A 22,273-nucleotide genomic window follows, 5' to 3' on the forward strand; every position below is an offset into this window, starting at 1 on the left:
GTCAGGGGGTGAGACGGGAGAGCGGACCTGCGGAACGGTCGCGGCCGAGGATCCGGCCGCCGAGCTTGACGGACACCGCGGCGAGCGCGAGGACCACGAACGCGGCTAGCAGGATGATCATGAACAGTGCCGCGCCTCGGGACATCTCGCCGGTGAGGAATTGCTGGAAGGCGGTCAGCGACACCGGTTCCAGGCCGGGCGGGGCGAGCAGCATCGGGACGGCGAGGTTGCCCGAGATGAACAGCGCGGAGAGGAACCAGCCGGCCAGGAAGCTCGGGATGACCAAGCGCAGCACGATGGTCACCAGCACCCGGCCCGCGCTCGCGCCGGACATCCGGCCCGCTTCCTCCAGTTCGGGCGACAGCTGTGCGAGCGCGCCCTCGGCGATCCGGCTGGAAACCGGGATCGTCGCGACGACCAGCACGAGCGTCATCAGGAACGCCGAACCGTAGAGCCCGCGGAAGGCCGGAAGGTAGAGCACGGCGAACATGTAGGCGAGGCCGAGCACGACACCGGGCAGCGCCCACGGGATCCAGACCGCGAACGACGTGTAACTGCGCAGGAATCCCCTGCGCCGTGCGGTCACGTAGGTGGTGAGCAGCGCGATCGAGATCGAGCCGAAACCGCCGATGACCGCGAGCCACGCGGTGAGCGCCAGGCTCGAGCTGAACTGCGGGTCGGTGAGCATCGTGACGTAGTTGTCCAGGGTCAGCCCGGTGCCCATCACCCCGAAGATCGGCTGGAGGCTGCCGAGCACCATCGCGAACAGCGGCAGCAGGAAGTTCAGCAGCACCACCACGACGATCAGCGCGGACAGCACCCAGCGGACCGGGCCCAGCTCCTGCGGATCGCGCCGCGACGTCTTGCCGGTGAGCGTAGTGAAGCTGCGGCCGCGCAGCATCCAGCGCTGGGCGAGGAACAGCAGCAGCACCAGCAGGATCAGCACGAGCGACAGCGCGAACGCCTTGGTGTACTCGGCTGGCGCCTCATCCCGGACGTAGTGGTATATCTGCGTCGAGAACACGTAAATGCCCGCCTGGCGGCCGATCAGCTGCGGTCCGTCGAACGACTGGAACACCAGCACCGCGATCAGCAGGGCCGCGCCGGTGATCGCCGGGCCCACCGAGGGGATGGTGATGGTGAAGAACGTCCGCACCGTTCCCGCGCCGCTGATCGCCGCGGCCTCGTCGAGCGACTGGTCCCGGTTCTTGAACGCGCCGAGCAGCAGCAGGTACGCGAACGGCATGTAGCCGAGCGACGTCAGCAGGATCAGCCCGCCCCAGCCCTGGATGTTGATCAGCGGCCCGTGCGTGCCGAGCGCCCGGCCGAGCTGGTTGAGCAGCCCGTTCTGCGCGTTGCCGAGCATGATCCAGCCGAGGGTGTGAAACAGCGGCGGGACGAACAGGTTGACCACCATGATCGGCGTGAGCAGCTTGCGGCCGGGCACGTTCGTGTTGGCCGCGATCCAGGCGAACAGCCCGCCGCCCGCCACCGAGATCGTGCCGCACACGACGACCAGCAGGATCGAGTTCCACAGCGTGTGCCAGGTTTCCGGGGCCTCGAACGCCGCGAGCAGGCCGCTCATCGTGAACGGCATGTTGTCCGAGGGCAGCCCGTCGCGGAAGGCGCCGAGCACGATCATCGCCACCGGATAGACGAAAATCAGCGTGAGCCCGGCGAGCAGGGTCGCTTTGAGCACACCGCCGGTCACCGAGCGGCGCATCGATGCCCGCCGGTCGTGCTCGAATAGGCGCTCGGTCACTGCACCGTTCCTTCCTGCGAGCGATCGGTTACCCGCCGCGGGGACGAACCGCTCCGTCCGTCCTGCCGGTTAGCGTAAGAACTCAGGTGCGGCGGCTCATCGAGCGGCTCTCCGAAGTCCTTCCGGTTTCCTCCGACACGGTGTCGGAGGAAACCGCTGATCAGAGAAGAGCGGCGAGTACGGCGTCGTTCTCTTCGGGCAGCCCGATCGTCACGCGCGCCCCGCCCGCCTTCGGGAACGGCCGCGCGAGCACGCCGCGAGCCTCCAAACGGGACAGCAGGTCGGCCGCGTTTCCAGGCAGGAAAAGGAAATTCGCCTGACTGGGCACATACGCGACGTTCGCCGCGGTCAGCGCGGCCTCGACGCGGGCGCGCTCGGAGACGATGACGGCCGTTCTTTCCTTCGCCACAGCCAATCCTTCGGCGCTCAACGCCGCGATGACCGCCGCCTCGGCCACGCTGTTGAGCGCGAACCCGACGGACGTGCGGCGCAGCGCTTCGGCGATCCGCGGTGCCGCGGCGGCGTAACCGACGCGGATTCCCGCCAAACCGTGCGCTTTGGACAGTGTCCGCAGCAGCACGAGATTCTCGAACTCGTCGAGCAATCCGACAGTCGCGTCCACCGGTTCGGCAGACACGAACTCGCGGTACGCCTCGTCGACAACAACCAGCACGTTCGACGGGACGCTTTTCAGGAAGTCCCGGATATCCTCGACGCCGCGCAGCCCGCCGGTCGGGTTGTTGGGATTGCAGAGGTAGACAATGCGGGTTTCCGGGCCGACCGCGGCGAGCATCGCGTCGAGATCCATCGCGCCGTTCGCGTCGAGACCGACCTCTGCGGACTCCGCGCCGGCGAGCGAAAGCGCCGCCGCATACGCCTCAAACGACGGTGCCGGGCGCACACCGTGCACGCCAGGTTCGCAGACGAGCCGGGCGAGCGCGTGCAGCAGCGTGCCGGATCCGTTGTCGATCGCGATGCGTCCCGCGTCCAGACCCATCGCCTCGGCAACCGCAGCGCGTGCCGCGGTGCGGTGGTAATCGGGGTAGCGGTGGGCATTCCGGGCCGCTTCGGTCATGGCCGCGACGATGACGTCGGCAGGCGCCCACGGCATTTCGTTCTGTGACAAGCGGATCGGCGGCTGCGCACCGCGAGACGAGCGATCGGGGGCGGCGAGCACGCGGTCGACCACACTGCGGAGCTCCAGCAGCATGCATCCTCCTCAGGCCGGATGATTAACTGTAATGAATATACATAATTCTGAGCGCGTGTACATCCATCAGTTCTCCGGCTTGCAGAGATCAGGAGGGCCGAGCTGCCACCGCAGGACGGCGATGCCGCGAGATCGCCGACTCCGCCAGCTCGTGGTCGCGCTTCATGACCGCCTCGGCGAAGTCGAGGTGCGTCCGCAGCCGCTCCTGCGTGGTCGGCGCGGTGACGCCCTCGAGCCGCGCGGCGATGATGTAGTCGACCAGATTCGTATACAGACTGCGCAAAAGCTCGTTCGGCGACACCTGGGCGATCCGCGCGTGCAGCGCCCAGATCGCCGTAGGCGCCTCCGCGGAATCCCAGGCCGACTTCAACGTCTCAGCGCACGCTGAGATATCAGCGATGTCCTCGTCGCTCGCGTTCTCGACCGCGTCGTGCAGCACCGAACCGTCGAGCGAGTCCAGGACGCGCAGGCAGTTCTCCACCGTCGCCTTTCCCTCGCGCAACTGCAGCAGCTGATCGCTCAGGTGCGTGAACGGCGAACGCGTCGCGACAAAAATCCCGCCGCCCGGACCGGGCTTCGCGTCAACGATGCCGCGGGCGCGCAACAGCTGGATCGCCTCGCTCAACGTCGCCGGCGCGACCCCGAAGCGCGCCATCAGCTCCTGGCGACGGCCGACGAAGTGCCCGGCACTCCAGCCCTCCGAGACGATCTCGTCCTCGAGCGCGCGAGCGACCTGGACGGCGGCGGCGGTGTTCGTGATCTGCGGCAAGAAGTCCTCCGAAGTTCTCGGTCCGGTGACGTCGCCGACGCGGGTCACGCGTAGTGACAGATTAGAGGCGCACCGGAACCCCGAACACCCGGCATCGTCTATATTGATTGTAGACATTAGCCGCTGGCGTCACCAGCGCGGCACGCACAGTCGCCCCTAAGGAGCCCCATGCCGGTTTCCGCCTCGATCCTCGCCGACTCCGCCGCCCTCCTGCCAGATCTGGTCGCACTCCGCCGCACCCTCCACGCCCAGCCCGAAGCCGGGTTCGCCCTCCCCCGGACCCAGCGCACCGTGCTGACCGCGATGGCTTCCCTCGACCTCGAAGCAACCCCCGGCCCGCCCGACTTCACGTCGATCGTCGCAGTACTGCGCGGCGCACGACCCGGACCGTCGATCCTATTGCGCGCAGACATGGACGCACTGCGCGTCACCGAGGAAACCGGACTGGCGTTCGCATCTCAACGGCCCGGGTTGATGCACGCCTGCGGACACGATCTCCACACCGCCGCGCTAGTCGGTGCGGCAAAACTGCTGAACGCCCGCCGCGACGAGATCGCAGGCTCAGTGGTCTTCATGTTCGAACCAGGCGAGGAAGCAGGCGGCGGCGCACAACGACTGATCTCCGAGGGTGTGCTTTCCGGCGTCGAGGCCGCCTACGGCATCCACGTGCTGCCAGGCCACACCGGCGTATTCACCACCCGCCCCGGCTCGATGATGGCCGGAGCCAGCAGCCTGACCGTACGCGTACTAGGCCGAAGCGGACACGGCTCGCGCCCACACCAGGCAGTCGACCCAGTTCCCGCTGCCGCACAGATCATTTCGGCGCTGCACACCTACGTCACCCGCCGATTCCCGGTCTTCGACCCAGTCGTGCTGTCGGTGACCAAAATGCAGGCAAGCGAGATCATCAACGCCATCCCCGACGAAGCAACGCTGGCCGCGACAATCCGCGCGCTTTCCGCGGAGAGCGTAGACATCCTGGCCCGCGAACTACCGTCGCTGGCGGGCGGAATCGCGTCGGCATTCGGCTGCCGCGCAGAGACGGAATTCCGGTCGGTCTACCCAGTCACCACGAACGACCCAAAGGCAGCAGCACATGCCTTGACCGTGCTCGGCGACCTGTTCGGCCAGGAACGAGCCGAACCGCTGGAACACCCGATAATGGCGTCGGAGAGCTTTTCCGCCGTACTGAACGAAGTCCCCGGCGCTTTTATTTTCCTGGGCACCACCCCGAACGGAACCGACCCGGACACCGCGGAAATGAACCACTCCCCCCGCGCAATCTTCGACGACAGCGTCCTAGCCGACCAGGCCGCAGCACTGGCAGCACTAGCCCTAAGCCACGTCGCAGTCCGTGAGGGGAACCCTGAGGGACTCTGATTCCCTCAGGGTTCCCCTCACGACCCTCGAAAGTCCGTGAAGGGCTCCTTGAAGGAATCTAATTCCCTCAAGGAGCCCTTCACGGACCACCCGCCCGCCATCCAACCGCAGCCGATGCACCCAACTCGCAGTGCACCCACACCACCCCCGCACCCCGATACGAAGCCTTCCCTGCGGTCTGAGGGTGGTTGTCAAGGCATCTTTCCCGCCTTGACAACCACCCTCAGACCGTCAGCACAATCAACTTCGGGGTGCCCCACGCAACCACCGTGCGCAATGTCGCCGCCAGGCGACGAGCCGATCAATGCTTCTCGTGAATCAACGGCCAAGGCGAAGGAAAAACATCCACCGGCACCTTGACCACCGCAGGTCGCCGAGCCGCGATAGCCGCGGAAACATGCTTCTCCACCGCAGCAGCATCCTCCGCAAGCGCGAAATCCAACCCAAACGCCCGCGTAAGCAACTCGAAATCCGGATTGGTCAAATCAGACCCAATGAACCGACCACCATAAGTGTCCCGCTGGATCCGCCACACGTTCCCAAACCGAGAGTCCTCGAACAACACAGTCACCAACGGAATCCCGTACTTCTTAGCCGTAGCGAACTCCTGCAGAGACCACCCAATCCCCCCGTCTCCAGTAACCGCGACAACCGGCCGCCCACCCGACCCCACGGCAGCCCCAAGCGCAGTAGGCATCGCATACCCCAGCGTCCCCTGATACCCCGGCCACACATAAGACCGCGGTGCCTGCACAGGAAACCCGTACGTAGACACATACCCAATCTGCGTCAACTCATTGACATAAACCCCGTCCTCGGGCAACGCAGCACGGATCGCGTCCACGAACTCCATCTGCGGCCCAGCCTGCTTCCGAATCCGAGCCTCGCAATCCTCCCGAAGCCGAACCAACTCAGCACCCCAGGTCGAACGCGGCGAGAGCCGCTCAACCAACGCCGCCAACACCGCGACCGCATCAGCATTAACCGCAAGGTCCGGCCGCCGAGGCGCACGAAGATCAGCGGCATCAATATTGACCAACGCAAGCCGAGCGTCGCCAATATTCAACTGCTGCCCAAACGGCGTCAGGAACCGGCTGCCAAACGAAACCACCAAGTCAGCAGCGGACCGCAACTCCCACAACGCAAACGCAGGCAACGCATGCGGATCCCGAGCATCGATCGCGCCCCGCCCGTTCTCGCTCATCACCACCGGCGCGTCGAGCAACTCAGCAAGCCGAGCCAGCAACTTGAACGCCCGAGGATCCCGCATCCCCCCGCCAACGTGGATCACCGGCCGCTCAGAAGCCCCCAGCAACCGAGCCAGCTCAACAACATCCCGCTCCGGGGCCTCCGGCTCCCGAACCCCAAACGGCTCCCCCGGCTTGAGATCCGCAACCGCATGCAACAAGTCCGGCCCCAGCTCCAGCGCGACCGGCCGCGGCCGCCCAGTCCGCATCTGCCGAAACCCCTCATGCACCAGATCGGGAATCTCCTCGACCCGCTTAGGCCGCGCCGACCACTTAGTCAGCCCCTGAACCGTGTCAGTCTGCCGAGGAATCTCGTGCAGCGCGCCCAGCCCGGATCCCACGAGCGGCGACGGGATCGTCCCCGCCAGCAGCATCACCTGCGAGGAGCAGGCATACGCCGTTGCCATACCAGCGCCAGCGTTCAGTACACCAGGCCCCGGCACCACCATCGCCACACCCGGCCGTCCGGACGCGCGGTAGTAGCCGTCCGCCATGTAGCTGGTCGCCTGCTCGTGCCGCGGAACGACCAGTTCCAGCTCGTCGCGCTTGCGGTACATGCCGTCGGTGAGCCCGTCCAGCTGGACTCCGGGAATGCCGAAGACCGTGTCGACGCCCTCGCTGATGAGCGCCCTGGCGAGCGCGTCACCGCCTGTCATCTGTGCCATGCGGATCCCTCTCGTCAAATGTCTATAATGAATATAGATCAAATCTCCGGCAGCTGGCAACGGAAGAGGCGAGCATGACTCTCGAAGGACAGGTGCAGGCCTACGCAGACCGGCTCGGCCGGCCGATCATCGTGTTCGACGTCGACTTCACGGTGATCGCGTTCAGCGTGCACGACCAGGACGTCGACCACGCCCGGCTGGCGATCATCTTGTCCCACAAAGGATCTTCGCGCGCCCGGGAATCCATTCGGGACTACCGGGTCGGCCAGTCGCAGGAGCCGGTCCGGATCCCGCCGCTCGACGGCGGGCAGTCCCGGCTGGTCGCACCGGTCCGGCACGAGGGACGACTCGTCGGCTACCTGTCCTCGACCATCCCCGAGGACGACGACTCCGCCTACGAGGACGACGACGAGCTACGCGAACGTCGGGCGCAGATCGGGTTGCTGCTGGCCGCCATGGCCCTGGGCAACCGGGAGGACGAGGACCGCGCGCGACGTCTGCTCGCCGCGCTCCTCGAAGGCAACGACGACCAGCGCGTCCAGGCCGCCGACGAACTGCTCGCGAGCGGCCTGCTCTCCCCTGTCCCGCACTACACGGTGATCTCGATCGCGACCCCGCCCCGCGCCGAGCCCAGCTCGGCGACACTCCGGCTCGTGCTGGACCGGGCGTTGTCGAGCATCCCGGTCTTCCCCACCTTGAAGGCCGTCGGCGCGGTGCTCGGCAGCGAAGCCGTCCTGCTGGTGCCATACGAGATCGACACCGAGCGACTGTCGGCTCTCCTTGCGCAGCCGGCCTTTTCCGGCCTGCACGCCGGGGTCGGCGGAGCGCACGCGCCGCTGTCCGGCGTGCACCGGTCGCTGCGGGAAGCCCGGATCTCCTTGCGCGGCGGCGACACCGGCTGCGTGGTCCACTGGTCGGAGTTGGGATTGGACCGGCTGCTGCTGCAACTCCCGCTCGAAGACCTTGATATCCCAGATCTCCCCGATGCCGTACGACGACTGCTCGACGCGCAGTCCGGCCCGGATCTCGCGCAGACCCTGGAGACCTACCTCGACTGCGGCTGCGACGCCCAACGCACCGCGCTGACCCTGCACGTCCACCGCAGCACCCTCTACTACCGGCTGGATCGGGTGCGAGCAGTCGCCGACGTCGACCTCGCCGACGGGAAGGTGCGCCGGGAACTCCACACCGGGCTGCGGATCGCGACGCTCGCCGGTCTTCGCTAGCCGCACCGCTCCCAATTGACTATATTCAATGTAAACTTTTACGGAAGGGTCCCGCATGAACGCACTGCTGACCACCGTCTCGGTCGCCGAAGACCGCGGGCGGGCGATCCTGGACGCCGCGACCCGGGAAGTCGTCGGCCACGCACCCGTGCACACGGTCGACCAGCTGAACGCCGCGATTGCCGCTGCCGCAACGGCTCAACCGTCTTGGGCCGCGCTGGGACACGCTGAACGCTCGCGGATCCTGCACGTCATCGCGGACGACATCGACGCGAACGCGGAGGAACTCGGCGAGATCATCACCGCTGAGCAAGGCAAAGCCGGGGGTGCCGGTGAGGCACACGGTGCCGCGCATTGGCTCCGGTCCGCGGCGGACACCGCGCTTGAACCGCAGACTCTCCCGGACGGCGCGGAACAGCACTACGTCCCGCTCGGCGTCGTCGCGTCGATTGGTCCATGGAACTTCCCGGTGATGATCGCCGTGTGGCACGTCGCGCCGGCGTTGCGCATGGGAAATACGGTGGTGCTCAAGCCTTCCGAGAACACTCCGCTGAGCGTGCTCGCGCTCGCGGAGATCTTCCGCCGGCACCTCCCCGCGGACGTGCTGACCGCGGTCTCCGGGGATCGTGAAGTCGGTGCCGCGCTGGCCGCGCACCCGCGGATCGCCAAGATCGTCTTCACTGGCTCCACCGCGACCGGACGCCGGATTGTCGAAAGCTCGGCGGGCAACCTCGCGCGGCTCACCCTGGAACTGGGCGGGAACGACGCCGCGATCGTGCTGCCTGGCACGGACGTGGACGCCGTTGCCGACAAGCTGTTCTGGGCGGCTTTCATGAACACCGGCCAGGTGTGTGCCGCGCTCAAACGCCTTTACGTGCACGAGTCGATCTATGACGACGTCGTCTCCGCGCTGGCCGAACGCGCCGAGAAGGCACCGATGGGACCGGGACAGGACAAGGCGAACCGGCTCGGGCCGGTGCAGAATCCGGCACAGTTCGAGATCGTTTCGCGGCTGGTGGAAGAGGCTCGGACGCGCGGTGCCCGGATCGTCACCGGTGGCATGCCAGCGCCGGAACTGGGGCCGCTGTTCTACCGGCCGACGATCGTCGCGGATGTCGAGGACGGTGCCGCGGTGGTCGACGAGGAGCAGTTCGGTCCGGTGCTGCCGGTGATCAGGTACTCCACTGTGGGCGACGCGGTGCGTCGGGCGAACGGCACTGACCAGGGGTTGGGCGCCTCGGTGTGGGGTCCCGACGCTGACGAGACCGACGCGGTGGCCCAGCGGATGGAGGCGGGCACCGTGTGGATCAACCAGCACGGCGGCGTCGATCCGGCGATTCCGTTCGGCGGGACGAAGTCGTCGGGCTACGGGCTGGAGTTCGGCGTGGAAGGCCTGAAAGCCATGGCGGCCACCAAAATCATCCGCCGGTGAAACCAGTGAAGGCCTCCTGGAGGGATTTCCCCGAGGAGGCCTTCACTGTGGGCCGGTGGTCAAGCGCCGCGAAGCTTTTCCCACAACTCGGCCGCGGCCGCCCGGTCGGGCGGAGCCCCTCGCCACACCACCGTCTGATCCTGACGTACCAGCGTGATGGGGCAAAGATATTCATCCGGCAGCTCGTCGACTTCAACAACAGCGAATGGGATACCTCGGTCTGCCGCTTCAACGGTCAAGGCTGAGATATCAACCCCGCGCGCTGCAATCGCCGTGTAGCCAGCTGAAAAATGGTCGTACAGCGAGGATCCATCAGGCAGCGTGAAGTGCGGGGCGCGGCAACCGGGCACAGTGGACGGTGTGTAACTGCCCATCGTGTAGCCAGGCGCTTCTTCGCCGTCGTAGGCGATGATCGGCGAACCGTGGTACGCGTACCCGTAGTTCAGGCCCGCGGCGGCGAACTGCGGCTCGTTCAGCTCGCGCACCGCAGTACCGAACGACGAGCGCGCAGCGTCACCGGCCGGGGTGTCGTCTTCCAGGGCGGCGGGAAGTCCTGGCCGGGCGAGCTTGCGCTGGTGGTTCATCGCGAAGAGCGACACCTGTTCGGTGATCGGCCGCCGTTCGGCTTCGTAGGCGTCCAGGATTCCTTCCTCGGCCCAGCCGCCGAGATGCGCGCCGAGCAGCCAGGTCAGGTTGAGCACGTCCGCGATGCCCGCGTTCATCCCGAATCCCGCGAACGGCACCCACAGATGCGAAGCGTCTCCGGCAAGGAACACCCGCCGGTCGCGGAACCGGTCGGCGAGCAGGCGGCGAGCGATCCAGTCCTCTTTGGACACGACCTCGTACTCGAAGGACTCGTCCACGCCGAGAATCGCGCGAATCGCCGCGTCCCGATCGACGACCTCTTCCTCCGAGGAAAGGTAGGTGTGCACAAGGAAAGTCTCGCTGCCGTCGATCGCGTAGACGTGCCCGACGCGGCGAGCGTTGAACGTGTAGTAACCCCAAGCCCGCGGTTCGTCAGCCGACATCAGCGAGTACAGCTTCGGTGCGCGGATGCAGGTGGACTGCACGTGCTGGAGCACCGGATCGCCGCTGAGCTTCGCACCGATCTGCTTGCGCACCGCCGAACGGCCGCCGTCCGCGCCGATGAAGTACCGAGCGCGCAGAGTGCGCTCCCCCGAACCGTCGGACACTACGGCCGAGACGGAAGAGGCGTTCTGCTCGACCGAATGGAACCGCGTGCGGTTGAGCAGTGTCACCCCGGGTGCGACAGCGGCGTTCCGGGCGAGGATCGGTTCCAGGAACGTCTGGTTGATCCGATGCGGAGGCTCCGGCGTCGCCCAGCTCGTGTCGGGGCCAACGCGAGACGTGTACCGCTCGCCGCTCGCCGGGATCGGGATGCGCGACAGTTCCCGGCCAATCAGCGAGGTCCGGAACGCGACGTCCTGCGGGTAGTCGCGCGGCAGACCGGCCGCACGCACCTCAGCCGCGATCCCGAGCCTCCGGAAGCTTTCCATGGTGCGCGAGGCGACGTGGTTGCACTTGACGTTCGGCGGTTCGAGAAACTCCCGTTCCTCGACGACGATCACCGACACGCCGCGGCTGCTCAGATCCAAAGCGGCGACAAGGCCGACCGGGCCTGCCCCGACGATGAGGACGTCTGCGTCCATGGTCTCTCTGTTCAGCACGGCATTCCTTGCGCCACCACGCCAAGGTGCTCGGTCATCAGCCGGCGGGCAGCGTCCTCGTCACGGTCCTCAATGGCCTGAAGGATGCGGCGGTGCGCATCGACCGCACGAGTCGCCCGTTCGGCGTTGGTGTGCACGGCATACACGCTTTCCCGCGGCCGGTTGAGCGCGCCGACCGACGCGGCGATCGCCGGATTCCCGCTGAGCAAACCGAGCCGCGCGTGGAATTCCAGCGACAGCGGGTTGTACCGGCTGGCGTCGTGGACGTGTTTCTCCGATTCCTCGACCAGCGCCCGCAATTGCGCTATCTGGTCGTCCGCCGCGGCACGAGCAGCGAGGGCGGCGGCCGCGGGTTCGACCGCGTGCTGCGCCTCCAAAAGCTGTTCGGTCCGCATTCCGTGCAAATGCAGCTGGATGGAAAGCGAATCAGCGATCCGACCGATGTCCGCTTCCGCCTCTTCCGCCGTGTCGAGTTCGCGGTATTCGCCGGACCAGTACAGCAACGGCTGTCCAGTTCCGCCGCCCGCCGAAACAACTTCGCCGACGAGAATGATGTGGTCGCCGCCGCCGAGCATCGTGTGCACGGTGCAGTCGAACCAGCTGAGTGCACCGGTGACGACCGGTGCGCCGGTGGCCTCGGTGTGCGTCTCGACCTCGTCGAACCGCTCCTTGCTCCGGCCGCGCCCACGGCGGGCGAAGCAGGCGGAAACGTCTTGCTGATGACGGCTCAGCACGTTGATCGCGAAGACCCCGCTCGCGCGGATCTCCTCAAGGATCGGACTGTGCGAATTGATCGAGACCGTCACCAGAAGCGGATTCAGCGAAAGCGAAACGAACGAGGTCGCGGTGATTCCGTAAAGGTGCCCGTCGAGCGCGGTGGTCACCACCGTGACGCCCGAGGCGAATCGCCCGGCTGCCTGGCGGAAGCTGTCGATGCGTTGCTGGTCGGAGGTCATGGGTTTCACCTCGCTTCGTCCGGGACGCCGAGATTGCGGAATTGGTAAACGTCCAAAGTGGTCTCACCGGCGCGGAGCCGGTCCAGATAGGACGCTTCCTTCTCCGCCCGGACCCGGGACGCGGCCAGAACACGGTCGTACTCGTCCGCCGGGAACACGACGATCCCGTCCCGGTCGGCCACGACGATGTCGCCGCGGCGAATCACCCTGCCGCGCAAGGTGATCGGCCGGCCGACTGTCCCCGGCCAGTTCTTGATCGTGCCGCGGATCGAAATCGCCGTGCTGAACGCCGGGAACCCGAGCGACGCGAGCTGCTGAGTGTCGCGGACGCCGCCGTCTATGACCAGGCCGTGAATACCGCGCGCCTGCGCCGCGACGGCCATCACCTCGCCCCAGTACCCGAACGGCGCGCCACCGGCGTCGACCACGAGCACGTCACCCGGACCAGCAGCCTCGATCCCGTGGTGCAGCGCGAGGTTGTCGCCGATCTGCGCCGACACCGGCACCGCGCGGCCGACCATCCGCGCACCGTCCCAGGCTGGCCGGAACGCGGCGTCCAGGAAGCAGTCGAGGCCGGACGCCTCGTACAGCGTGGCTGTGCCGAGCGTTAGCAGTTCCTTGGTGTCTTCGGCCAAAGTCGTCATGCTTCCGCCCGCTGCAGATCGTGGTAGCCGTACTTCGCACGGGCTTCGGCGATCGTCGCGCCGCCGAGCGCAGCGGCGAGGATCGCCTCTTCGCGCGCCTGGATCATCTCGGCGACCTCTAATACGTCGTCCTCGCAATCGCGCGGGATCGCCACGACGCCGTCCGAGTCGCCGAGCAAGATGTCCCCATCGCGGACTGTCACGCCGCCGATGGTCACCGGTCCGCGTTCCTCCGCCACCTCGACCCGGTCCTTGCCCGTGCGCATGAAGCGACCACGGCTGTAGATCGGGTAGCCAATGGACAAAGCGCGGTGCGTGTCGCGGCAGACCCCTTCAATGACCGTGCCTGAGATACCACGCTGGTGCGCTACTGCGGTCAGGATATCGCCCCAGACCGTGCAGTCGACGCGACCGTCGTTGTCGAGCACGATCACCTGGCCAGGCTCGACCTGGTCGATAAAGTCGCCGACGGTTCCGGCCGGGACCTGCGCGCTGACATACCGCACGGTGAACGCGCGACCGACCATGCGCTGTCCGTCCGCCAGCGGGGCGAGGCCGAGCAGGCTGCCTGGTCGCTTGAGCTTGTCGAGGGCGTCGGAGACCGTCGCGGTGCCGAGTCCGGCGAACCGGTCGAGGAGAGACATCAGCGCTGCTCCACGGTGACTGAGGGGAATTGGGAATCGTGCATGACTTCTTGCACGTCGCGGCCGGACCGGACCGCCTCTGCCATCCGGGCTTCGCGCTCGGCGATCCGCTGCGCGAGCGCGATGACGCGTTCCGCATCGCCAGCGGCGACGAAGACGACGCCGTTGACGTCCGCGAGCACGAAGTCTTGCGGGGCAACTGAGATACCAGCGATCTGGATGCGCTCGTCCATCGCGGCCTGCACGATGCGGCCCCGCGCGCTGACCGGAACGGCCGTGCGCGCGAAGACCGGCAGCTTCAATGCCTCGCTCTCCTGGACGTCGCGGCAGGCACCGTCCACGATGACGCCAGCGACGCCACGCCGGACCGCGGCCTCGGCGAGCAAACCGCCCCAGCACGAGACGTCCGTGCGACCGTGGTTGTCGATCACCACGACGTCGTCCGGCTCGGTGATCGCGACCAGCGGCGTGGCGATGTGCGTCGCCGGTCCAGCGGTCGCCTTCGGTGCGGCGGTGACTGTGCGCACCCGCCCGGCGAGGACTGTGCCTGCGGGCCACATCGGCTTCAGCGCGGTGACCGCGCCAGGCAGGCCCAGCGTATCGAGCGCGTCGGAAACCGCGCAGCTGTCGAGTCCGCGCAGCGCGGTGATGATCTCTTCGAGAGACATGATCACTTCCGTTCCCAGGTAAGGAAACCCATCGCGTTGCCCGTACCAGCTTCCGTTCGGTAGCACGGTTCGTAGTCCGCGCTCGTCACGACGAGACCTGCTTCCTCGGCGATCCCGGCGACCGCGATCCAGTTGCGCAGCTCCGAGGCACCGGACCGCATCTCGGCGGCCGGGACGGTCGAGAGGTAGTCGGCGTCGTGGTCCCGCAGGGCTTGGATGAACTCCTGGTCCAGCTTTTCGTCGATCACGAAGTGGCTGAGACCGCCCGACGCGACGACGCCGACGCGCAGGTCGCCGGGGAACGACCGGATCGCCCGGCCGACCGCGCGTCCGAAGTCGTAGCAGCGCTTGGCTCCCGGCGGATTCGGCTCCCAGAAGGTGTTGATGAAGATCGGCACCATCGGCAGCGTGGATTCCTGGCCGAGGAACCGCTGGTAGATGAACCCGAAGCCGTGCGGAATCGTGTGGTTCTCGTACCGCCCGGCCGGGATGACCTCGGTGGCACCGGTGTCGAAGTCGTCGGCCTGTGTGGACTGGATGATGTGCTTGCCCAGCTCACGGTGTGTCGGCCGCATGATCGTGCGGTCCGGGACGTCACCGGTCGCGGCTTCGGCGAGGCCGGGAGCCATCGCGTCGAGCTGCGCCTGGGTGAACGGCACGTGCGCGACCTCGTCGCCCCAGAACACCGAGAACGGGGCGAGCCATTCGTCACCGTAGGTTTCCTTGTGGTCGCTGGAAACGATGACGAGAACGTCGACGTCTTGCGACTTGATGAAGTCCGCGAGCCGGTCCATCGACCGCTGGCAGCTTTCCCAGCGCCGCGCCATCACCTCGGGAGTGATCTCCGGCGAAAAGTCCTCCCGCAGCTCGCGCAGTTCCTCATAGCTATAGGTCTCGCCGCGGAACTTCAGTCCCTTGCTGGCGCGGTCCGCCGTGCCCCTGGTATCCCACGCGTGCGGTGGTGGCGCCTTCAGTTGCGGCCCGTGCGAGGTGCCGAACCCGGCAACGATTTCCGTCATGGCCTTCTCCCTCAGAGCCGGAAGAGCGCGCGGGCGTTGTTCTCGAGGACGTCGGCGCGCTCCTTCTCGCCGAGCCAGGCGATGTCGTCGATGAGCAAGTGGATGTCGTCGAACCAGCGGCCGGTCTCCGGGTCGATCTGCGAGCCGGTGCCCGGTTTCTCCGAACCGAACAGCACCCGGTCGGTGCCGACGACCTTCATCAGCAGCTCCAGGCTGTCCTGGGTGTAGAGGCACGAGTCGAAGTGCAGGCGGCGCAGTTTGTCCAGATAGGACACTCCGGTGCGCACCACCGACGGCAGGAAACGGCCCACCTGGTACGGAATCGCGCCGCCGCCGTGCGAGACGATCACCTTGAGGTCCGGGAAGTCCTTCAGCACGGTGGAGTTCACGAGACTCCACACCGCGATGGTTTCTTCCTGGATGAAGTGCAGGCTGTACGGCTCGCGCGCAGGCGGCTTGCACCCGGCCGCGTGCAGCAGCACCGGCACGTCGAGTTCGCACAGCACCTCGTACACCGGGTACCAGTACCGGTCGCCGAGAGCGAGCGGAGTTTCGGTGCCCTCGTACGGATCGGTGTTGAGCATCGCACCGACGAAGCCGAGTTCGGTCACCGTGCGGCGCAGCTCGGCGGTCCACTCCCGCGGCGTCAGGTCCGGGCTCTGCGGGAGTCCGGCGACGCCCTTGAACCGGCCGGGGAACAGTTCGGTGGCGCGATGGATGAGGTTGTTGGTCTCCTCGGTGAACCACTGCACGAGCTTGGCCGGCCGCTCGCTGTGCATCATCTGGAACGGGCGGGGCGAGATCATCTGCAGGTCGATTCCGGCGCCGTCGATATGCGCCAGATGCGAGATGTCGCCGAAGCTCGGGTGCGGGTGGTGATACGCGGCGGCGAGCGCGTCGTCGCTGATGGCCGGGGGTTTGCCGCCGTGCGCGCCGCGGTGCGCCAGCAGCGAGGCTTTCCAGGCGTAGTAGGCGTCCGGCGCGGACATGTGGCCGTGGACGTCGATGATCACGGGATGCTCCTTGCGTCTCAGACGAGCGGCTTGCTGATGAGTTCGTCGACGCGCGCGTCCGTCGCCGACGTGTCGTAGAAGCGCAGCAGCCGGGTGCGGCCCGCGCCGGGGTCGCCGCGGTGCAGGTACTCGTAAAGTTCCTGGCGCATCCCGAAACTCGAGCCGGCGAGTTCCCAGCCGAGCCGGAACAGCCGGGCCTTCTCCGCTGCTCCGATGTCGTGACCACGCATGTAGAGGTCCAGGAACGGGCGCAGTTCCGGGTTCGCGAGGTCGGCTTCGGTCGGCTGCATGATGAGGCCGGACGCGGCGACCTGGCGCAAGATCTGAACCATCCGCGCTGAGATATCAGCCGACCAGAAGCCGACTCCGTTGGTGTTGTTCGGCGCGAGGTGTCCGCCCGGCGTCACGACTGCGTCGGCTTCGGCGCCCTTGATCGCCAGTTCGAGCGTCTGGACGTAGGAGATGAGTTCGCCGAGCTGCTCCTGGATGCCGCGGAAGGTGTCCACGCCGATGGAGTGCGCGAGCTTCTTCGCGACCGAGGTGAAGAACTTCATCCGGGCGAGGAAGCGGATGTGCGTGCTCTGCAGGCTCCAGACGTTGATCCGGCCGAGGCCCTTGAGCGCACGGAGCGAATCGCCGAGCAGGAAGATGCGTTCGCGCGGCAGGAAAACGTCGTCGAAGAACAGCATCGCGTCCTGCTCGTCGTACCGATTGCCGAGCGGGTGCGAATGGCCGCTCTCCGGCGCGCCGAGCGGTTCGCGCAGCAGGATCTTCAGGCCCGGCGTGTTCATCGGCAGCGCGAACCAGATGACGAAGTCTTCCGCGCCGCGAGCGGCGGTGACGCCGTTGAGATACACCAGCACTTCATGGGAGAACGGCGCGAGCGTGGCGAGTTGCTTGGCCCCGCGCAGGATTACGCCGTCCTCGCGCTCCTCGACGACGCGCAGGGCGAGGTCCGGGTCGTCGAGCGGGCTGGCGCTGCGGTCGATCTGCGGATCGCCGAGCGCGTGGGTCAGGACGAGGTCGTGCTCCATCGCGAACCGGCGGTAATCCAGCGCGTTCTGACCGAAACCTTCGCGGTTCTGTTCGAGTTCGTCAGCGTAATCGGCGAGGCCCGCGACCACATTCGACATGAAGTCCGGCGATCGGCCGAGCTGTCCGAGGCTTTCCCGCATCCACCATTCCGACGCGGCGAATTTGTCCCGCAATTCCTCCGGGGTCTTCGGCAGGGAAAACGCGTAGCTGACCTCGTTGCCGGTCTCCTCGGACTTGAACAGGGTCGCCGCCCGCCCCTCGGGGGTGGCGAACCGCAGGTCGAGCAGCCGGGCGAACTCGTCGACGGTCGGCTTGAGCGCCGGGTGTTCCGCGACGTTCTCGATGCGTTTCCCGTCGAGCCAGACCTCGCGGCCGTCGTTGAGGCTCTTTTTGTACTGCTCGCCGGTCAGCGCCCCGGTGGCACCGGAAATGTCCATGTACTCCGACTCCTTTGTCTGTGACGGGCCCGCACCGGGCGACGATTCGAAGCTACGGAAATCGCGGCCCCGCGGAATCGGCCCGCTGCGGGAATCTCCGCTGCGGGCGTCCGACACCGTGTAGGAAAGTCCGACGCGGTGTCGGAGAACGCTCAGCGCGCGATGGTCGGAACCGTCACCCATTGCCAGTACGTGAACTCGTCCAGGTTCCAGTGCCCGCCGTGCCGTCCGCCGTTGCCGGACGCGCCGAGGCCGCCCATCGGGATGTGTGCGGCGTCGTAGATGGTCTGGCCGTTGAGCGCGACCATCCCGGCGCGCAACCGGGAAGCGAAGCCGAGAGCGCGCGCGACGTCGCGGCTGTGGATCGCCGCGGACAGGCCGTATTCGGTCGCGTTGGCGAGTTCGAGTGCTTCTTCTTCGGTCGAGAAGCGGGTTACCGGGGCGACCGGGCCAAAGATCTCACTGCGGAAAGCTGCATTGTCAACTGTTACGCCGTCCAGCACAGTCGGTTGGTAGAACGCGCCGTCGTGCGTGGCTCCGTGTACGACCCGCGCGCCCCCGGCGACCGCGGCCTCGACAATGCCGTGCACCCGTTCGGCCTGCGCGGTCGTGATCAGCGGTCCGAGTGTTGTTCCGGGTGCCTTCGGGTCGCCGAGCCGCAGCTTCTCCGCCGCAGCTTTGAGCCGTTCGACGTACTCGTCAGCGATGCTTTCGTGCACCAGATGCCGTCCGGTGGCCATGCAGATCTGGCCCTGGTGCCGGAAAGTTCCGCCGACACCACCGGCCGCGGCACGGTCGAGATCGGCGTCCGCCAGCACGATGAACGCGTTGTTGCCGCCGAGTTCGAGCACTACCCGTTTGAGCAGGCCGCCCGCGACTTCGCCGACCCGACGACCCGCGGCGGACGAGCCGGTGAACGAGATCGCGTTCGTGTGCGGCGACCGCACCACCGCCTCGCCGGTTGCGGCACCGCCGGGCAGAACGTGCAGCACGCCGTCAGGCAGACCGGCTTGCTCGAAGATCCGCGCGAGCACCGCGCCGCCGGAGAAGGCGGTCTTCACGTCCGGCTTGACCAGCACCGCATTGCCGAGCGCAATCGCCGGGGCGACCGAGCGCATCGCGAGCATCAACGGCGCGTTCCAGGGCGCGATCACCCCGACGACGCCGACCGGGATCCGCCGCGCCAGGCCCAGCGTCGCCGGGTCTTCCACCGGGAGAAGGTCTCCCTGCGAGATCGTCACCAGCCCGGCCGCGGCGATCAGCTCGTCGATCGCTTTGTCGACCTCGTGCTTCGCCTTCGCGGGGAGCGAGCCGCTTTCGCGCACGAGCACGTCCTCGACGTCCGCGCGGATGTCGCGCAACGCGTCCGCGGCCCGGGTGAGGACGTCGGCGCGCACGCGGTACGAGGCTCGGCTCCACTCGGCCTGTGCCTTGGCGGCGCGTGCTCCGGCCCGTTCGACGTCATGCTGATCGGCGATCCCCGCCAAGCCCACCTTCCCGCCGTCGCCCGGCGAGATAACCGGTTGCGTGCCTCCCCCTCCGGCACGCCAACCCCCGGAGTAGATATGCCCGTCTGCCTCGCTGAGATCCCACCGGGCCATCGTCGTCGCCTGCCAATCCTGGTGCGGGTGCGGAGATCGCCGCGATGCTAGGTCGGCGAGAGCCCTCGCTTCATCGCCTCGGCGACGCAAATCCCGCACCCGCGACTGGACACCGTGTCGGAATCAGGCGGTCGGAGTCACTGCCACAACCGGTCGTTCACCCGGACCTCGATCAGCCGCGGACCGTCCTCCGGGCCCTGGTCCTCGGCGAGAGCAGCCCGCAGCCCGGCGGCTCCGTCGACCGTCGTCGCCTTCATGCCGAACGCCATCGCCAGTGCTGATATCTCAACGCCGCTGATGTCCGTAAGCGGATACTCCCCTCGCTCGGCCGCCGCGCCTCCGCTTTTCACCAGGCCAGCGACCACGGCTTGATACTTTCCGTTGTTCACCACGAGATATGTCACGGGCAGCCGATGACGTACCACCGTCCAGAACGCGGGCACGCCGAACTGGACCACGCCGTCGCCGACCACCGCGAGTACGCGCTCGCGCCGCGCCATCGCCACACCCGCCGCAGCACCCATGCCCCAGCCGAGCGAACCGCTCGCAGTGGCGAACAGCGAATCCGCGCGCGTGCGTTGAAGAAAGCGCAGCAACGGCAGCGTCGAGGTCACCGCGTCGAGGACCAGCAGACGTTCCCCGCCAATGACCTTCGCGAGGGTGCGCATCGCCAACGCGGCACTGAACTCCCCATCCCACGGCACTTCGGCTTCCCAGCGGGCACGTCGTTCCTCACTGTCCTTCCGCACCCGGGCAAGCCACTCACTCCGCGACGGCACGCACTCCGGACGAACCCCTTCGGCCAGTCCGCGCAGCACCGCCGCGGTGTCGCCGACGACGGCCCCGGCTGGGACATACCGGCGGCCAGGCTCGGCGGGGTCTTCGGAGAGATGCAGGATCGGCACGCCAGGCGGCAGCGCCGGGACCTCGGCCGAGAACTCCAACGGCGTCGGCATTCCGGCCAGCACCAACAGATCGGCTTCCGCCAGCAACGGCGCGCGAGGCTCGAACAATCCGGCGTAGAGCGGATGATCCGTGCGGAAGGACCATCGTTCGAGGTCTCGCCGGGACTCGACGAACACCGGTGCGCCGAGCCGTTCGGCCAACCGTTCCAAGTCGGCCTCGGCCCTTCGCCGGGCGACATCCGAGCCCGCCACGACCACCGGCCGCCGCGCCGCATCGAGCAGCGCGCTCGCGTGTCGAACGGCCTCCGCGGCGGGGCTCTGCCGCGCACCCCAGCGGACCGGAGGCGCGACGCCGGCTTCCGCGGCCAAATGGTCTTGCGGGATCGTGAGAATCGCCGGTTGCTCCGGAACGACCGTGGTATGCCACAGCGTCCGACTGACATCTTCTAGCAAGTCTTCGGCGCGAAGGTTCTGCCAGGCGTGACCCACGTACGGCGCGGCCGTTTCGAGCAATCGCGGCGACGTCGTCAACGCGCGGTGCGGCAGGGTCGCCGTTCCCTTGATCCCGGCGAGAATCGCGACGCTGCTGCGCGCGACTTGCGCCGCGTACAGATGCGCCAAGCCGTTCGCGACTCCGACGTTCGTGTGCAGGTAGGCCACGCCGATCCGTCCGGAGGCGCGCGCGTAGCCGTCGGCCATGGACACCGAGATCGCCTCGTGGGTGGTCAGCACGAACTCGGGTCCGCCTCGCCTGGTGGCAACAGCGTCGAGCACTGGTATCTCACTGGTGCCGGGACAGCAGAAAACGCGCTCGACTCCCCACTGCGCCAAGGTTTCCAGCAACCGCGCGGCAGCCGTCATGCCCAGCACGTTACGCAGCGCGCCAGGCTGAGCGCTCCGACGCGGCGACGGAAGAAACCCGGCGGACTGTGCGACACGGTGTCGGGATCGGAGTAGGTTACGGTCCCGGCACCCGGCGAAAGGCAAGGCGGCTCAATGACTTCTGCCCGGCACGACGGAGACACCTGGGATCTGGCGTCCAGCGTCGGCGCGACCGCGACCATGGCCGCGGCGGCCCGGGCGATCGCGACCCGCGAGGACGGCACGCTGTTCTCGGACCGGTTCGCCGAACCGCTCGTCCAGGCAGTCGGCGTCGACCTGCTCGCCAAACTGGCGTCCGGCGAGACGGCCTCCGGCAACCTCGTCGGGCAGATCTGGATCGACGCGGCCAAGATCCGCGGCAAGTTCTACGACGAGTTCTTCCTCGACGCGGCCGGCGCGGGCATCACCCAGGCCGTGATCCTGGCGTCCGGACTGGATTCGCGCTCCTATCGGCTGCCCTGGCCGAACGGGACCGTGGTGTACGAGATCGACCAGGAGCCGGTGGTCGAGTTCAAGGCCCGCACCCTGGCCGAACTGGGCGCCGAGCCCACCGCTGACCGGCGACCGGTCGCCGTCGACCTGCGCGACGACTGGCCCGCCGCACTGCACGCCGCCGGTTTCGACCCGGCCTGGCCGACCGCGTGGAGCGCCGAAGGACTGCTGGGATATCTGCCGCCCGAAGCGCAAGATCGCTTGCTGGACACCATCACCGAACTCAGCGCGCCGGGAAGCCGGGTCGCCACCGAAAACCGGCCCAACCCTCGTCCCGGCGAAGAGGACAAAACGAAGGAGCGCCTCGACCGCATCTCCGAGCAATGGCGCGGCGAGGGTTTCGACACCGACATGACGAGGCTGCGGTACTTCGGCGAGCGCAACGAAGCGGCTCCCTACTTGACCGGACTCGGCTGGGCGGTGCAGGGAAGCACTGTCCGGGAGCTGCTCGCCGCCAACGGCCTGCCGCCGCTGCAGGACGACGATCTGCGCATGGGCGACCTTCGGTACATCACCGGCGCATTGCCCTAGCGCATCGCGTGCCGTGAGGGGAACCCTCACGGACTCCGCAGCCCACACGGCACGCCGCGTCCTCCTC

The 22,273-nt window shown here is 67.4% G+C and carries 18 protein-coding genes; 4 read left to right on the forward strand and 14 right to left on the reverse strand.

Translation table 11 applies throughout. From position 1 onward, the window contains the following. Nucleotide 1 precedes the first annotated feature (1 nt). From D0D37_RS06935 to D0D37_RS06945, 3 genes are all read right to left on the reverse strand, one after another. Complete coding sequence (locus D0D37_RS06935) at nucleotides 2-1,762, reverse strand: ABC transporter permease (protein ID WP_116199687.1); 1,761 nt, start codon at nucleotides 1,760-1,762, stop codon at nucleotides 2-4. Between the two features lie 160 nt (nucleotides 1,763-1,922). Further along, nucleotides 1,923-2,972 carry a pyridoxal phosphate-dependent aminotransferase gene (locus D0D37_RS06940; protein ID WP_116199688.1) on the reverse strand — a complete coding sequence of 350 codons (1,050 nt, stop codon included), beginning with the start codon at nucleotides 2,970-2,972 and terminating at the stop codon, nucleotides 1,923-1,925. Between the two features lie 88 nt (nucleotides 2,973-3,060). Further along, nucleotides 3,061-3,789: a FadR/GntR family transcriptional regulator gene (locus D0D37_RS06945; protein ID WP_244223417.1), complete on the reverse strand. Its 729-nt coding sequence runs from the start codon at nucleotides 3,787-3,789 to the stop codon at nucleotides 3,061-3,063. 120 nt (nucleotides 3,790-3,909) lie between these two features. Between D0D37_RS06945 and D0D37_RS06950 the strand changes: the two genes are divergently transcribed. Further along, a complete protein-coding gene (locus D0D37_RS06950; protein ID WP_116199689.1) occupies nucleotides 3,910-5,121 on the forward strand; it encodes a M20 metallopeptidase family protein in 1,212 nt (403 codons plus the stop codon). A 301-nt stretch (nucleotides 5,122-5,422) separates the two neighbouring features. Here the strand turns inward: D0D37_RS06950 and D0D37_RS06955 are convergent, their stop codons facing one another. Further along, a complete protein-coding gene (locus tag D0D37_RS06955) occupies nucleotides 5,423-7,033 on the reverse strand; it encodes a thiamine pyrophosphate-binding protein (RefSeq protein ID WP_116199776.1) in 1,611 nt (536 codons plus the stop codon). Between the two features lie 74 nt (nucleotides 7,034-7,107). Here D0D37_RS06955 and D0D37_RS06960 point away from each other — a divergent pair, with 74 nt between their 5' ends. Both D0D37_RS06960 and D0D37_RS06965 read left to right on the forward strand, forming a co-directional pair. Continuing rightward, nucleotides 7,108-8,259 carry a PucR family transcriptional regulator gene (locus D0D37_RS06960; RefSeq protein ID WP_208719828.1) on the forward strand — a complete coding sequence of 384 codons (1,152 nt, stop codon included), beginning with the start codon at nucleotides 7,108-7,110 and terminating at the stop codon, nucleotides 8,257-8,259. Nucleotides 8,260-8,314: 55 nt separating this feature from the next. Continuing rightward, nucleotides 8,315-9,691, forward strand: a complete 1,377-nt coding sequence (locus D0D37_RS06965) for an aldehyde dehydrogenase family protein (protein WP_116199691.1) — start codon at nucleotides 8,315-8,317, stop codon at nucleotides 9,689-9,691. 59 nt (nucleotides 9,692-9,750) lie between these two features. Here the strand turns inward: D0D37_RS06965 and D0D37_RS06970 are convergent, their stop codons facing one another. The 10 genes from D0D37_RS06970 to D0D37_RS07015 all read right to left on the reverse strand — a co-directional run bounded on the left by D0D37_RS06970 (nucleotide 9,751) and on the right by D0D37_RS07015 (nucleotide 21,162). After that, nucleotides 9,751-11,361 (reverse strand): FAD-dependent monooxygenase, encoded by a 1,611-nt coding sequence (locus tag D0D37_RS06970; protein ID WP_244223418.1) that lies wholly within the window; start codon nucleotides 11,359-11,361, stop codon nucleotides 9,751-9,753. An 11-nt stretch (nucleotides 11,362-11,372) separates the two neighbouring features. Beyond that, nucleotides 11,373-12,335 (reverse strand): flavin reductase, encoded by a 963-nt coding sequence (locus tag D0D37_RS06975; RefSeq protein ID WP_116199693.1) that lies wholly within the window; start codon nucleotides 12,333-12,335, stop codon nucleotides 11,373-11,375. A 5-nt stretch (nucleotides 12,336-12,340) separates the two neighbouring features. Next, a complete protein-coding gene (locus D0D37_RS06980; protein WP_116199694.1) occupies nucleotides 12,341-12,979 on the reverse strand; it encodes a 4-carboxy-4-hydroxy-2-oxoadipate aldolase/oxaloacetate decarboxylase in 639 nt (212 codons plus the stop codon). After that, a complete protein-coding gene (locus D0D37_RS06985) occupies nucleotides 12,976-13,623 on the reverse strand; it encodes an RraA family protein (RefSeq protein WP_116199695.1) in 648 nt (215 codons plus the stop codon). Before D0D37_RS06985 ends, D0D37_RS06980 begins: the two co-directional genes overlap by 4 nt. Then, on the reverse strand, nucleotides 13,623-14,291 hold the full coding sequence (locus tag D0D37_RS06990; RefSeq protein ID WP_116199696.1) for an RraA family protein: 669 nt from the start codon (nucleotides 14,289-14,291) through the stop codon (nucleotides 13,623-13,625). Before D0D37_RS06990 ends, D0D37_RS06985 begins: the two co-directional genes overlap by 1 nt. A 2-nt stretch (nucleotides 14,292-14,293) precedes the next feature. After that, a complete protein-coding gene (locus tag D0D37_RS06995) occupies nucleotides 14,294-15,310 on the reverse strand; it encodes a DODA-type extradiol aromatic ring-opening family dioxygenase (protein WP_116199697.1) in 1,017 nt (338 codons plus the stop codon). Between the two features lie 11 nt (nucleotides 15,311-15,321). After that, on the reverse strand, nucleotides 15,322-16,323 hold the full coding sequence (locus tag D0D37_RS07000) for an amidohydrolase family protein (RefSeq protein ID WP_116199698.1): 1,002 nt from the start codon (nucleotides 16,321-16,323) through the stop codon (nucleotides 15,322-15,324). A gap of 17 nt (nucleotides 16,324-16,340) precedes the next feature. Continuing rightward, nucleotides 16,341-17,795: a 4-hydroxyphenylacetate 3-hydroxylase family protein gene (locus D0D37_RS07005; protein ID WP_116199777.1), complete on the reverse strand. Its 1,455-nt coding sequence runs from the start codon at nucleotides 17,793-17,795 to the stop codon at nucleotides 16,341-16,343. A 152-nt stretch (nucleotides 17,796-17,947) separates the two neighbouring features. Then, nucleotides 17,948-19,396, reverse strand: coding sequence for an aldehyde dehydrogenase family protein (locus tag D0D37_RS07010; protein WP_116199699.1), 1,449 nt, complete (start codon nucleotides 19,394-19,396; stop codon nucleotides 17,948-17,950). A 137-nt stretch (nucleotides 19,397-19,533) separates the two neighbouring features. After that, complete coding sequence (locus tag D0D37_RS07015; RefSeq protein ID WP_116199700.1) at nucleotides 19,534-21,162, reverse strand: thiamine pyrophosphate-binding protein; 1,629 nt, start codon at nucleotides 21,160-21,162, stop codon at nucleotides 19,534-19,536. Between the two features lie 135 nt (nucleotides 21,163-21,297). On the opposite strand from D0D37_RS07015, the gene D0D37_RS07020 reads away from it, so the two are divergent. Then, complete coding sequence (locus tag D0D37_RS07020; RefSeq protein ID WP_116199701.1) at nucleotides 21,298-22,206, forward strand: SAM-dependent methyltransferase; 909 nt, start codon at nucleotides 21,298-21,300, stop codon at nucleotides 22,204-22,206. The last annotated feature ends 67 nt before the right edge of the window (nucleotides 22,207-22,273 follow it).

It is taken from the genome of Amycolatopsis circi, assembly GCF_003385235.1.
Lineage (GTDB): Bacteria > Actinomycetota > Actinomycetes > Mycobacteriales > Pseudonocardiaceae > Amycolatopsis > Amycolatopsis circi.

Bases quoted from the DNA above. Each gene is read 5' to 3' on its own strand.
- D0D37_RS06980 (WP_116199694.1), bottom strand. From the start codon at position 12,979: ATGACGACTTTGGCCGAAGACACCAAGGAACTGCTAACGCTCGGCACA.
- D0D37_RS06960 (WP_208719828.1), top strand. From the start codon at position 7,108: ATGACTCTCGAAGGACAGGTGCAGGCCTACGCAGACCGGCTCGGCCGG.
- D0D37_RS06970 (WP_244223418.1), bottom strand. From the start codon at position 11,361: ATGGACGCAGACGTCCTCATCGTCGGGGCAGGCCCGGTCGGCCTTGTC.
- D0D37_RS06975 (WP_116199693.1), bottom strand. From the start codon at position 12,335: ATGACCTCCGACCAGCAACGCATCGACAGCTTCCGCCAGGCAGCCGGG.
- D0D37_RS06995 (WP_116199697.1), bottom strand. From the start codon at position 15,310: ATGACGGAAATCGTTGCCGGGTTCGGCACCTCGCACGGGCCGCAACTG.
- D0D37_RS06965 (WP_116199691.1), top strand. From the start codon at position 8,315: ATGAACGCACTGCTGACCACCGTCTCGGTCGCCGAAGACCGCGGGCGG.
- D0D37_RS06985 (WP_116199695.1), bottom strand. From the start codon at position 13,623: ATGTCTCTCCTCGACCGGTTCGCCGGACTCGGCACCGCGACGGTCTCC.
- D0D37_RS07015 (WP_116199700.1), bottom strand. From the start codon at position 21,162: ATGACGGCTGCCGCGCGGTTGCTGGAAACCTTGGCGCAGTGGGGAGTC.
- D0D37_RS06940 (WP_116199688.1), bottom strand. From the start codon at position 2,972: ATGCTGCTGGAGCTCCGCAGTGTGGTCGACCGCGTGCTCGCCGCCCCC.
- D0D37_RS06950 (WP_116199689.1), top strand. From the start codon at position 3,910: ATGCCGGTTTCCGCCTCGATCCTCGCCGACTCCGCCGCCCTCCTGCCA.
- D0D37_RS07010 (WP_116199699.1), bottom strand. From the start codon at position 19,396: ATGGCCCGGTGGGATCTCAGCGAGGCAGACGGGCATATCTACTCCGGG.
- D0D37_RS06990 (WP_116199696.1), bottom strand. From the start codon at position 14,291: ATGTCTCTCGAAGAGATCATCACCGCGCTGCGCGGACTCGACAGCTGC.
- D0D37_RS07020 (WP_116199701.1), top strand. From the start codon at position 21,298: ATGACTTCTGCCCGGCACGACGGAGACACCTGGGATCTGGCGTCCAGC.
- D0D37_RS06955 (WP_116199776.1), bottom strand. From the start codon at position 7,033: ATGGCACAGATGACAGGCGGTGACGCGCTCGCCAGGGCGCTCATCAGC.
- D0D37_RS07005 (WP_116199777.1), bottom strand. From the start codon at position 17,795: ATGGACATTTCCGGTGCCACCGGGGCGCTGACCGGCGAGCAGTACAAA.